General features: G+C 65.4%; 12 protein-coding genes. 5 read left to right on the forward strand and 7 right to left on the reverse strand.

The features are described 5' to 3' along the window. Nucleotides 1-102 precede the first annotated feature (102 nt). The 4 genes from JN302_RS22405 to JN302_RS22420 all read left to right on the forward strand — a co-directional run bounded on the left by JN302_RS22405 (nucleotide 103) and on the right by JN302_RS22420 (nucleotide 2,260). Nucleotides 103-579 (forward strand): GNAT family N-acetyltransferase, encoded by a 477-nt coding sequence (locus JN302_RS22405; protein ID WP_202305200.1) that lies wholly within the window; start codon nucleotides 103-105, stop codon nucleotides 577-579. A 108-nt stretch (nucleotides 580-687) separates the two neighbouring features. Beyond that, on the forward strand, nucleotides 688-1,086 hold the full coding sequence (locus JN302_RS22410; protein ID WP_202329226.1) for an NADH:ubiquinone oxidoreductase subunit NDUFA12: 399 nt from the start codon (nucleotides 688-690) through the stop codon (nucleotides 1,084-1,086). A 164-nt stretch (nucleotides 1,087-1,250) separates the two neighbouring features. Beyond that, nucleotides 1,251-1,703: a DUF2155 domain-containing protein gene (locus tag JN302_RS22415; RefSeq protein ID WP_202305203.1), complete on the forward strand. Its 453-nt coding sequence runs from the start codon at nucleotides 1,251-1,253 to the stop codon at nucleotides 1,701-1,703. Between the two features lie 188 nt (nucleotides 1,704-1,891). Then, nucleotides 1,892-2,260, forward strand: coding sequence for a hypothetical protein (locus JN302_RS22420; protein ID WP_244845824.1), 369 nt, complete (start codon nucleotides 1,892-1,894; stop codon nucleotides 2,258-2,260). On the opposite strand, the gene aat is transcribed toward JN302_RS22420, so the two are convergent. From aat to JN302_RS22450, 6 genes are all read right to left on the reverse strand, one after another. Continuing rightward, nucleotides 2,257-2,868, reverse strand: coding sequence for a leucyl/phenylalanyl-tRNA--protein transferase (gene aat / locus JN302_RS22425; RefSeq protein ID WP_202329228.1), 612 nt, complete (start codon nucleotides 2,866-2,868; stop codon nucleotides 2,257-2,259). The genes JN302_RS22420 and aat overlap by 4 nt on opposite strands. A gap of 281 nt (nucleotides 2,869-3,149) precedes the next feature. Then, nucleotides 3,150-4,502, reverse strand: a complete 1,353-nt coding sequence (accC, locus tag JN302_RS22430; RefSeq protein ID WP_202329229.1) for an acetyl-CoA carboxylase biotin carboxylase subunit — start codon at nucleotides 4,500-4,502, stop codon at nucleotides 3,150-3,152. A 19-nt stretch (nucleotides 4,503-4,521) separates the two neighbouring features. After that, complete coding sequence (gene accB, locus JN302_RS22435; RefSeq protein ID WP_202329230.1) at nucleotides 4,522-4,992, reverse strand: acetyl-CoA carboxylase biotin carboxyl carrier protein; 471 nt, start codon at nucleotides 4,990-4,992, stop codon at nucleotides 4,522-4,524. A 34-nt stretch (nucleotides 4,993-5,026) separates the two neighbouring features. Beyond that, a complete protein-coding gene (aroQ, locus tag JN302_RS22440) occupies nucleotides 5,027-5,461 on the reverse strand; it encodes a type II 3-dehydroquinate dehydratase (RefSeq protein ID WP_202305207.1) in 435 nt (144 codons plus the stop codon). Between the two features lie 121 nt (nucleotides 5,462-5,582). Continuing rightward, a complete protein-coding gene (locus tag JN302_RS22445; protein ID WP_202329231.1) occupies nucleotides 5,583-6,389 on the reverse strand; it encodes a DsbA family protein in 807 nt (268 codons plus the stop codon). A gap of 49 nt (nucleotides 6,390-6,438) precedes the next feature. Continuing rightward, nucleotides 6,439-7,842 (reverse strand): M48 family metalloprotease, encoded by a 1,404-nt coding sequence (locus tag JN302_RS22450; RefSeq protein WP_202329232.1) that lies wholly within the window; start codon nucleotides 7,840-7,842, stop codon nucleotides 6,439-6,441. A 132-nt stretch (nucleotides 7,843-7,974) separates the two neighbouring features. On the opposite strand from JN302_RS22450, the gene JN302_RS22455 reads away from it, so the two are divergent. Further along, nucleotides 7,975-9,126, forward strand: a complete 1,152-nt coding sequence (locus JN302_RS22455) for a pyridoxal phosphate-dependent aminotransferase (protein WP_202329233.1) — start codon at nucleotides 7,975-7,977, stop codon at nucleotides 9,124-9,126. Nucleotides 9,127-9,215: 89 nt separating this feature from the next. Here JN302_RS22455 and JN302_RS22460 read toward each other — a convergent pair whose 3' ends face one another. Beyond that, on the reverse strand, nucleotides 9,216-12,155 hold the full coding sequence (locus JN302_RS22460) for an Rne/Rng family ribonuclease (RefSeq protein WP_202329234.1): 2,940 nt from the start codon (nucleotides 12,153-12,155) through the stop codon (nucleotides 9,216-9,218). Nucleotides 12,156-12,167: the final 12 nt, after the last annotated feature.

Raw genomic sequence — 12,167 nt, forward strand, 5'->3', positions numbered from 1 at the left:
GCGAGCACCGGAGCCGGGAGATCGCGGATCAGCATTTCCGGCGCCCGCTGGTCGCCGGTTCCGGCGACGACAGACAGACTCCAGCCAAGGACTGCGGAGGCCATGCCAGAAGAGTTTGTGGGAGGTCTTGTCATCCGGCACGCGGAAGCGCGCGACATTGCCGCGCTGGCGGCGCTTTTCGCCGGCGATGCCATTGGCGGGCACGGCGACACCACGGACCCCGCAGTGTTGCCCGATTATGAAGCGGCTTTCCGCAAGATTTCGCAGAGCCCCAACGATGCGCTTTACGTGGCGGAACTCGAAGGCGAGGTGGTGGGCACCTTCCAGACGACCCTGATCACCACCATGACGGCGCGGGGCGCGACCAATCTGACCGTCGAGGCGGTCCAGACGCGCGCCGACTCGCGCGGTCGGGGCATCGGCGCGGCAATGATCGCCTTCGCCATCGAGCGGGGCCGGGAAGCGGGCGTCAGGTTTGTCCAACTCACCTCGAGCAACAAGCGCGAGGCCGCTCATCGCTTCTACAGGCGGCTCGGTTTCGACCAGAGCCACGCCGGCTTCAAGATGACGCTGTCGTAGCGCGATAATCGTGACGAGGCCGCGCCAATCTCGGCCTCCACCCTTGCCAGCGGGCGCGGCTGACGCCATAAGGCGCATAGCCGGTGACGACCGGCGACGAGGATCCCGATGAAGAAATTCCTGCTTCAGTTGTTCACATGGTGGAATGGCGAAACGCTCAATACGCGTTTCCATACCTGGCGCCACGGCAAGCGCGTGGGCGAAGACGAGTTCGGTAACGTCTATTACGAGGGCGGCACGGATTCGGAAGGCCGGACCCGGCGCTGGGTCATCTATAACGGCTATTCGGAAGCCTCCGCGATCCCGCCAGGCTGGCACGGCTGGATCCATCATCGTGTCGACACGGCGCCGTCGAAGGAAAACTACAAGCCGCGCGAGTGGCAGAAGGCGCATCGGCCGAACCTCACCGGAACCGCCGCGGCTTACCGGCCCAAGGGGTCGGTGCTGGGCAACCAGCACAGGCCGCAGGTGACCGGCGACTACGATGCCTGGACGCCCGGCAGCTGAGTGGCGCGCCTTTCGGGACCATCGGCGGCAATGGACTTTTGTCGCCACATTTGCCGCGTAACCCGATTCACGATCAGTGCCGTGCCGGTTCCCGGCGCGTGCGCTCCCGATGCGCAGCGGTTTCCCGAATGACGATCTCCAGACCGACAGCGAAGAGTTCCCGAATGAAAACCGCTGCGATCGCGTTGCTTGCAACGACGCTCGCGGCAGTATCTGGTGGTCGGGCCGAGGAGCCCGCAGCCGAGCCCACGGCCCCGGCAACCCGGACCGAGGAGCGTGTCAAGAACCCCGTGGCCGAGTTCGCCGGCATCGACAAGATCACCGGCCGTATCATCACCTTCGACGTCTATATCGACGAGACGGTTCAGTTCGGCGCGCTTCAAGTGACGCCGCGTGTGTGCTATTCGCGGCCCGAGGCCGAAGAACCCAAGACCGATTCCTTCGTCGAAGTCGACGAGATCACCCTCGACCGCAAGATCCGGCGCATCTTCACGGGCTGGATGTTCGCCGAGAGCCCTGGCCTCAACGCGGTGGAGCATGCCGTCTACGACGTGTGGCTGAAGGCCTGCAAGCGGAAGTCCGACGTTCCGCCGCCGGAAGCCGCGAAGACGAACTGATCGCCGGTCGGCCTGGATGTCGACACTCCAGGCCGCGCGACCCTTGGAACGCCTGGCTTTCGCGCCGGCAGGCGCGGCGCGCGATCGTATGCAACATCCGGTCCTTCAACCATTGGCCTGAGCCGCTCGGAACATTTCTCGAGCCACATCGGTCCCCCGACATCCTTTCCCTGCGGCAGGAGATCGTGGTGACGGCCGACATAGACGAACTGCTTGTCCTCGAAAGAGCCTTCTGGACCGGAGACGCTGCCTTCTTCGAAGAGAACACCGATTCGGAATGTCTCGTTGCCTTCTCGCCCGACATGGCAGGGGTGATGGGAAACAAGGATCTCGCCGACACCGCCAAGGACGGCAATCGCTGGAAGGTCCTGGAAATCGACCTGAAGGGAATGCTTCAGCCGTGCAACGATGTCGCCATGCTGACCTACCAGGCGAGGGCGACGCGCGCAGATGGTGAGGACTATGCCGCGCTGGTCAGCACGGGCTATGTCCGTCGCGGCGGCAATTGGAGGATGATGTTCCACCAGCAGACGCCGCTCGGAATGCCGTCCGGCTAGAAGTAGGCCTCGCCCTTGAGGGCTTCGGCCAGCATCTTCTCGTATCTGGCGCGCGGCACATCGACGGCGCCGAAGCGCTTGAGATGTTCGGTGGTGAATTGCGTGTCGAGCAAAGCGAAGCCTCGCGCGCGCAAATGCTCGACAAGACGCACGAGGCACACCTTGGAGGCGTCGCGCTCCCGTGAGAACATGCTTTCGCCGAAGAAGGCCCGCCCGAGCCTGACTCCATAGAGACCGCCGACGAGATGTCCGTCTCGCCAGGCCTCCACGGAATGGCAATGTCCGCGCCGGTGGAGTTCCACATAGGCTTCACGGATCGGCGCGTTGATCCAGGTGCTGCGCCGTTCCGCGCGCCGTTCGGCGCAACCGTCTATCGTGGCTTCGAAATCGTAGTCGAACGTGACTTCGAACGGCGTCTTGCGCATGGTTTTGGCGAGGCTCTTCGGCACGTGGAAGCCGTCGAACGGGATGATGCCACGCGTTTCGGGACGGACCCAGAACACTTCCGGATCAGCCGCGCTTTCCGCCATCGGGAAGACGCCGGACGCGTAGGCCTTCAAGAGAAGGTCCGGCGGGATGCGATATCCGGGCGCGTAGGGGCGTGTCATGGCTCTCGACCCTTGGAGAGCAAGCTAGTGGAACAATTCTAGCATTTGCACCCCATCGATACAGCCGGTTCGAGCGAATGTCGGAATCAAGGGACCGCCGGAAACTATATGATTTCGCGCTTCAAATCCGGACATTCGCGCCACGGTTGCCCGGGAGCGAATGTCAATCTCGTTTTGCTGCCGCTTGTCGTGCGAAAAAGGATCCGCGCGACACGCGGCAGGTTCTTGAACCGACGCATTTCTTTGTCCCGAAACCGGTTCCCGCTTTCGGGAGACATGCTTCAGGCTGCGGCGGCCGTCTCCGCGAGATGCTTCTCAAGCCAATGAATGTCGTAGTCGCCATTGGCGATGTCGATATTGCCGACGAGATCGCGGAACAGCGGCAGCGTGGTCTTCACGCCGTCGACCACGAATTCGTCGAGCGCTCGGCGCAGCCGCATCATGCATTCGACGCGATTTCGGCCATGCACGATCAGCTTGCCGATCAGGCTGTCATAGTAGGGCGGGATGCGATAGCCGGAATAGGCGCCGGAATCGACGCGGATGCCGAGCCCGCCGGGGGTGTGGAAATGCGTGATCGTGCCGGGCGAGGGGGTGAAGGTGCGCGCATCCTCGGCATTGATGCGGCATTCGATGGCATGGCCGGCGAATTTGATGTCCTCCTGCCGCGTCGAAAGGCCGCCGCCCGAGGCGACGCGGATCTGCTCGTGGACGAGATCGATGCCTGTGATCGCTTCCGTCACCGGATGTTCGACCTGCAGGCGGGTGTTCATCTCGATGAAGTAGAACTCGCCGTTCTCATAGAGGAACTCGATCGTGCCGGCGCCGGAGTAGCCAAGATCGGCGATCGCCTTCGAGCAGATCTCGCCGATGCGCGAACGCTCCTCGGCATTGAGGGCCGGAGAGTTCGCCTCTTCCCAGACCTTCTGGTGCCGACGCTGCAGCGAGCAGTCGCGCTCCCCGAGGTGGATCGCCTTGCCCGCGCCGTCGCCGACGATCTGCACCTCGATATGGCGCGGCTTCTCGAGATATTTCTCGATGTAGACGGCGTCGTCGCCGAAGGCCGCACCCGCCTCCGAACGCGCCGTGGCCAGCGCGATCGGCAGGTCTTCGGCCGAACGGGCCACCTTCATGCCGCGCCCGCCGCCGCCGGCCGAGGCCTTGATGATGACGGGAAAGCCGATCTCCGAGGCAATGCGGAAAGCCTCGCGGTCGTCGCTGACCGCTCCGTCCGAGCCTGGAACCACGGGGATGCCGAGGCGCTTGGCCGTGCGCTTGGCCTCGATCTTGTCGCCCATGATGCGGATATGGTCACCCGAAGGTCCAATGAAGGTGATCTTGTGGGCGGCCAGTATGTCGGCGAATTTGGCATTTTCCGACAGGAAGCCGTAGCCGGGATGCACGGCGTCCGCCCCCGTGATTTCGCAGGCGGCCACGATCTGGTGGATGTTGAGATACGAATCGCGCGAGGGCGGCGGGCCGATGCAGACGCTTTCGTCGGCCAGCCTCACATGCATGGCGTCGGCGTCGGCCGTGGAATGGACCACGACCGTCCGGATGCCGAGCTCCTTGGCGGCGCGCAGCACCCTGAGGGCGATTTCGCCGCGATTGGCGATGAGGATTTTCTGGAACACGGGGCGTGGACCTCGAAGCTTATTCGATGACGACCAGCGGCTCGCCATATTCGACCGGCTGCGCGTCCTCGAACAGGATGGCCGTCACGGTGCCGGAACGGGGCGAGGGGATCTGGTTCATTGTCTTCATCGCTTCGATGATCAGCAGCGTCTGTCCTTCCCTGACCTTCTGGCCAAGCTCGATGAAGGGCTTGGCATCGGGCGAAGGCGCGGCGTAGGCGGTGCCGACCATGGGCGAGGTGACGGCGTTCTTGGCCGCGTCGGCGGCAGCTACCGTCGGCGCGGCACCAGCCGCCAGCGCGGCCTGCGGCGCCACGGCGGCGACGACCGGCGCGGGGGCGGCGACCGCGTTCACGGCCTGCGCCTGGCGCGATACCCTCACCTTGAGATCGCCCAGCTCGACCTCGATCTCGGTCAGGTTGGTGTCGTTCAGTATGCCTGCCAGATCGCGGATGAGCTGCTGGTCAACGCCGGATTTCTTGAGCGACATCGTGCCTAGGTTCCTTGTTGGTTCGGGCCGCGGCTCAGAGCCGGGCTGCGAGCGCCTGCAGCGCCAGCGTGTATCCGAGCGGCCCGAAGCCGCAGATCATCCCCGCAGCGACGGGGGAGATCATGGATTTGTGCCGGAACGCCTCGCGGGCGTGGATGTTGGAGAGATGGACTTCCGCCACGGGCAGCGGCGAAACGGCGCGGATCGCGTCGTGAATGGCGATGGAGGTGTGGCTGTAGGCGCCGGGGTTGATCACGATGCCGACGGCTTTCTCGCCGGCCTCCTGGATCCAGTCGACCAGGTCGCCTTCATGATTGGACTGACGGCAGACGACCTCCAGCCCGAGTGATGCGCCGGCCTTCCTGCAGTCTTCCTCGATCGCCGCGAGATCCTTGCCGCCATAGATGCCGGGCTCGCGTTTGCCGAGCATGTTGAGGTTCGGACCGTTGAGAACGTAGACTGTCTTCAAGATGCAGGCCTTTCCACGCCGGCCCGGCCGGCGTGCGCAATCCTCTATAATGGGCATAGGCGACCGCGCAAAGAGCGCAAGCGCCTTCTTCCACCGTCCACAAGTCTCGATTCGGCTGGATTCAGCAGCTTGCGTCGCCTAGGCAGGCCTTGGCGGCGGCGATCTTCTCGGCGAGGACAGCCTGGCCCAGCGCGCCGAAAACCACCTCGTTGCCGACGACGTAAGACGGCGTTCCCGTTATCGCCAGCTTGTTGGCCAGCTCGTATGTGCCGGCGAAGGCCTGCCCGATCGCCGGATCCTGCATCATGTCGCGCAGCTTGGCCTCGTCCGCGCCGAGCGACACGGCGAGCTTGACGGCGCTCGCCTCGTCGGCACGGCCGGGGCTGCCAAGGAGCTTGTCGTGGAACTCGCCGTATTTTTCCGGCATCAGCTTCAGGAAGGCCTGCGAGACCATATGCGCCTTCTGCGAATCCGGGCCGAGGATCGGGAACTCCTTCAGCACGAAGCGCAGTTCGGAATCCTGCGCGGTGAGCGCATGCATGTCCTCGATGGCGCGTTTGCAGAAGCCGCAATTGTAGTCGTAGAACTCGACGATCGTGACCTTGCCGTTCGGGTTGCCGACCACGCCGTCATGCGGGGAGTTGAAGATCTCGTCCTTCGACTGCTTGATGACGCCGAGCTGGGCGATGCGCTGCTCTTCCTGCTGCTTGGTCTCGAGCGCCTGCTGCACCTCGAGCAGGATCTCGGGGTTCTCGAGCAGATAGTTGCGCACGATCAGCTCGACCTCTTTGCGGTCGAGCGCGCCGGCGGTGGCCTGCTGCTTGTCCTCGGCATAGGCAGGTTGCGGCCGGCCGGCGACGTAGCCCGATGCCAGCATGGCGAAAGCGAGCGCGATGCCGCTCGCTCCCAACACTATCGCCCTTGTCATGTCAGTTCGTCCTTGTTCCTGCCGGAGAATGGCGACCGCGTCCGCGCGGTCAGCCTTTCTTCTTGCCGGGCTGCTTGTAATTGATGATGTCCTGCGCGCGCACCCAGGCCGGCGATCCGCGCTTCATCTTCATCTGGGCGCGGGCGGCGAAAACCTTCGCCTCCTTGTAGACGCCGCTGTAGAAATAGCCTTCGGCCGTGGCGAGTTCCGCCTCCGCGACCTGGCCGAGCTGGCCGTAGGCCTGGGCGAGGTAACGATAGGCGCTGATGTTCTCACGGTCGCGCTCGAGGCCCTTGTTGATCTCGTCGACCGCCTTTTCGATGGATTCCTGCTTGCCGGTGGCGAGCAGGGCCTGGCCATAGGCGACCCGCAGGATGCCGGATTTCGCAGGGTCGAGCTTGACGGCGCTCGCATAGGCCTGCGCCGCTTCGGCCGGACGGTTCGCCTTGACCAGTATGTCTCCGCGCAGCTCGTGGAAATAGGGGTTCTTCGGGTTCGCCTTGACCAGCGCGTCCGCCTTCTGGAGCGCGCTCCTGGGATTTCCGTAGAGATAGGTCGCGATGGCGTCGCCATATTGCGCGGCGAGTCCGCCGCTGCCCTTGCGGAAAATGCGCGCGGCCGCCCCCTGGCCCTGCGTATAGACGGCTATCTTCACACGCATCATGTCGTGGCGAAGCTGCAGCGCCTCGGGATCCGTCTTGTTGAAATAGGGGCTGGCCTCGGCCAGCGTCTGCAGGTTGGCGATGCGCTCGCGCGGCATCGGATGGCTGACCTGATAGGGATCGACACGCGCGCCCGAAAGGGACAGCGCGCTGGCGAAACGCTTGAAGGTGATCAGCATGCCCCTGGCCGACTGCCCGGTCGCCTCGAGATAATCGAGCGCGGAACGGTCGGCCGTGACCTCCTCGGTGCGCTGATAGCCCAGCAGCCCGCGCCGCGCCATTTCTGCGCCGCCCATGGCGAGGCCGCCGCCGGCCTGAGCGACGCCGCCGACGCCGCCGGCCGCGCCGGCCACGGCTGCACCCATGCCGAGCAGCGTGGCGACGATTGCCATGGTCTGGGCGCGGGCGAGCTGCTGGCGCAGCCGCTCCTGATGTCCGCCGGCGATGTGGCCCGCTTCGTGGGCGATGACGCCGATGATCTCGTTCGGCGTCTCGGAGGTCACCAACGCCCCGGTGTTGATGAACATGCGGCGACCGGCGACGAAGGCGTTGAAGCTCTGATCATTGACCAGGACGATGTTGATGTTGGAGCTGCCGAGCCCTGCCGCCTTCAGGATCGGGCGCGCATAGTCGCGGACCAGCGCCTCGATCTCCGCGTCGCGCACCACGGGCAGGCTCTGCGCGAGCGCCTGGCCGGCGGTGGAGACGGCGAGGCACAACGCCACGAGGCCGGCCGTCAGGCCGCGTCCGCAGCGGGCGAGCTTTGCCGAAAGAGGCGATCGTGTCTGCATGGTTGGCCGCACTGGTAGCCCACCATGGATGCAATGAAAAGGCGGAGGCAACATGAACTTGTGATCCGCACAGCAATCGGGCATTTGTGCGGCCACAGTTGAGACCGGTTCGCGCGGGAAGGCTTTACATCCATGGCTGTATCGATATCGAGGCGCGGCGACGTCGAGCCGTTTCACGCCATGGACGTCCTGGCCGAGGCCAACCGGCTGAAAAGCCTGGGACATCCGGTGATCTCCATGGCTGTCGGCCAGCCCTCCGACCCCGTGCCGGAGCCGGTGCGCGAGGCGGCGCGGCGGGCGCTGGCGGACGGCCGCATCGGATACACGGATGCGCTCGGGCTCGCCGGCCTGCGCGAGGCGATCGCCGCGCATTATCTGGATCACTATGGCGTTACCGTCGCGCCCGAGCGCGTCGTCGTGACGACGGGCTCTTCGGCAGCCTTCAACCTGGCCTTCCTCGCCATGTTCGACGTCGGCGACCGGGTGGCGGTCGCTGCGCCGGGCTATCCTGCCTATCGCAATATACTGGCCGCCCTCGGCGTCGAGATCGTCGAGATCGAGCTCGGCGGCGCCGGCTATCTGACGGCCGATCATCTGGCGATCGCGCACCGGCAGAAGCCCGTCAAGGGCGTGTTGTTCGCAAGCCCCGCCAATCCGACGGGCGCGATCATTCCGCACGATGCCCTGGCCGAACTGATCGAGACGGCCGAGCGGCTCGGTATTTCGGTGATCTCGGACGAGATCTATCACCGGCTGGCCTATTCGGCGCCCGACGTCACGGCGCTGGAACTCTCGACCGATGCCGTCGTGATCAACTCCTTCTCGAAATATTACTGCATGACCGGGTGGCGCGTCGGCTGGATGGTGTTGCCGGACGCCCTGGTGCGTCCGGTCGAGCGCATCCAGCAGAGCCTCTACATTTCCGCGCCGGAGCTTTCCCAACTCGCGGCGATCGAGGCGTTCTCGGTGAGCGACGCCCTTGATCTGGTCAAGGCGCGCTACGAGGTCAACCGTGCATTGCTGATGCGCCGGCTGCCGGAACTGGGCTTTCGCATCGCCGCGCCCATGGACGGCGCGTTCTACGCCTTCTGCGATGTCTCCGGGCTCACCAACGACAGCATGGATTTCGCGCGGCGCATGCTGGCCGAGGCCCATGTCGCCGCCACGCCGGGCCGCGACTTCGACCCGTTTGCCGGCCAGCGCTACATGCGTTTCTCCTATGCCGGCAGCAGCGAAGACATGGCGGCCGCCCTGGACCGGATCGGCCGCTGGCTCGGCAGGTAGGCGCCGGATCTACAGGGCAGGGTGTCGGCAGGACATGAAAAAGCCGGGGCAAACCCCGGCTTTTTCTGTCCCTTTCAGGATGACTCGGCTCAGAAGAAGCCCTTGCGCTGCCACCAGCCGGCCTTCTTCGGCTTTGCTTCCTCGGCAGGTATCTCGGCAACTTCGGCGACGGTGGAGGAAACCACGACGGCTTCGGCAGGCGCGGCTTCGGCCTCGGGCTTGCGCCGCGTGGCTCGGGTCCGCCGCTTCGCGGGCTCGGGCGCCGGCTCCTCCGCAACCGTTTCCGCCGGAGCCGTCTCGGCCCCGGTCGCCCCAGCCGCTGCTTCGGCCTCGGCCGCCGCGGCGGCTTCGGCTTCCGCCTTCTTGGCCTTGGCCGACTTGCGCGGCTTCCGCTTCGGCTTTTCGGGTTCCGCGACCGCCTCGGCGACGGGTTCGGCGGGGGTCTCGACAGCCTCGGCCGCGGCTTCAGCGACGCTCTCGGCAGGAGGGGCGGATTCGGCCGCCAACTCGGCGGCGTCGGCTTCAACGGCCTCTACGACGGGCTCGGACGTTTCAGGCACCTCGCCCTCGGCGGCCTCCGTCGCGGCAGTCGGCTCGCCGTCCTCCTGGCGATGGCGTCGTCCACCGCGCCGGCCGCGCCGGCGCTTCTTGCGATCGGCTGCGCCGTCGGCCTCGGCTGCCACCGTCTCCTCGCCCTCGACGTCTTCGACGTCGCCGTCCTCGGGGCTTTCGGACGTGGCGGCGACACTTTCCGCGTCGGCAGCGCGCCTGTGCTCATCGCTCGCGTCACGGTCGCGATCCTTGCCGCGCCGCCGCCGGCGCTTGCGCCGCTTGCGGTCGCCGTCTTCGCGGCGTTCGCCATGGGACGACTGCTCAGCGGCGGCCGTCTCCTCGACGTCCTCCTCCTCGACGATCTCCTCTTCAGGCTCTTCCGGCTCGACATAGGCGAGTTGCGCCGGCAGCGCCTCGGTGACGGCGGACTTCTCCGCCACCGCTCCGCGGAAGATCGCATAGTGCTGCGAGGCGACCGAATCGTCCGCTTCGAGGGTGATCGTCAGGCCAAAACGCCGCTCGAGATCAACCAGCATGGAACGCTTGTGGTTGAGCACATAGAGCGCCGTCGCCATGGGCGTGCGCACCGTGATGTGGTGGCGCGAATCCTTGAGCAGGAACTCCTCGATGGCGCGCACGACGAGCAGCGCGGTCGAGGAGTCCGAACGGACATGCCCCGTGCCGCCGCAATGCGGACAGGGCTTCATCGTCGATTCCAGCACGCTGGCGCGGATGCGCTGGCGCGACATCTCGAGAAGGCCGAAATGCGAGATGCGCCCGACCTGGATGCGGGCCCGGTCGTTCTTCAGGCAATCCTTGAGCTTCTTCTCGACCGCCCGGTTGTTCCGGTTCTCCTCCATGTCGATGAAATCGATCACGATGAGGCCGGCCAGGTCGCGCAGGCGCAGTTGCCGGGCGACTTCCTCCGCCGCCTCCAGATTGGTCTGGAGCGCGGTGTCCTCGATCGAATGCTCCCTGGTCGAGCGCCCGGAGTTGACGTCGATCGAGACGAGAGCCTCGGTCTGGTTGATGATGATGTAGCCACCGGATTTCAGCGTCACCTGAGGCTGCAGCATCCGGTCGAGCTGCGCCTCGATGCCGCTGCGCGCGAAGATCGGCGTGGTGTCGCGGAACGGCTGAACCACCTTGGCGTGGCTGGGCATCAGCATCCGCATGAAGTCCTTGGCTTCGCGGTAGCCTTCCTCGCCGGAGACGAGGATCTCGTCGATATCCTTGTTGTAGAGGTCGCGCACCGAACGCTTGATCAGGCTGCCTTCCTCATAGACGAGGGCAGGGGCAGTCGACTCGAGCGTCAGGCTGCGGACATTCTCCCACAGCCGCATGAGATATTCGTAGTCGCGCTTGATCTCGGCCTTGGTACGGCTTTCTCCCGCCGTTCGCAGGATGACGCCCATGCCTTCCGGCACGTCGAGGTCCTGCACGACCTCCTTCAGGCGCTTGCGGTCCTGGGCGTTGGTGATCTTGCGGGAGATGCCGCCGCCGCGTGCGGTATTCGGCATCAGCACCGAATAGCGTCCGGCGAGCGACAGATAGGTGGTGAGAGCCGCGCCCTTGTTGCCGCGCTCTTCCTTGACCACCTGCACCAGCAGGATCTGGCGGCGCTTGATCACTTCCTGGATCTTGTAGTGGCGCCGCATCGGCTTGCGACGATTGCGGATCTCCTCCAGCGCGTCCTCCGCGCCGACGGATTCGACCTCGCTCTCGTCGCCCTGCGCGCCGCTGATCTCCTCGACGGTGCCGCGATCCTCGTTGGCGTCGGGCGCCTCGGACACGGCGACCGGCTCGGAAACGACGTCGGCCTCGATGGAGGCGGCGATCGACGTCACCTCGCCGGACGCCGGCGCAGCTTCGCCGTCGCCGGCGTCAACGGCCGTACTCTCCTCGGTCGGCGCTTCGGCATGGTCGGCGGGGGCGTCTTGCGTTGCGGCGGGCTGATCGTCCACCAAGGCAGGCTGCTCGCTCTCCGCCGGGACGGGATCGTTCGCCTCGACATCGCCGTCGCCCTCGGTGTCCGCGACCGCCTGGGCTTCAGCTTCATCAGACGCCTCGGCGGCATCGCGACGCTCCTGGTCGCGACCGCGATGACGTCCGCCGCGGCGGCGACGCCGGTTGCGACCGCGATCGGAACGGTCGTCGCCTTCGGCGTCCTCCTCGTCGTCGACATCGTCGGCTTCGGCCTCGGCGCGCAACAGCGCCTGCCGGTCGGCGACCGGGATCTGATAGTAATCGGGATGGATTTCGCTGAAGGCCAGGAAGCCGTGGCGGTTCCCGCCATATTCGACGAAGGCGGCCTGAAGGGACGGTTCGACCCGCGTCACGCGGGCGAGATAGATATTCCCCTTGAGTTGTTTCTTGTCCTGGGATTCGAAATCGAATTCTTCGATGCGGTTACCGCGAACGACGACGACCCGCGTTTCCTCCGGGTGGGAGGCGTCTATTAGCATTTTGTTGGGCATTATGTCTTGTCT

This window comes from Mesorhizobium sp. L-8-3 (assembly GCF_016756615.1).
Lineage (GTDB): Bacteria > Pseudomonadota > Alphaproteobacteria > Rhizobiales > Rhizobiaceae.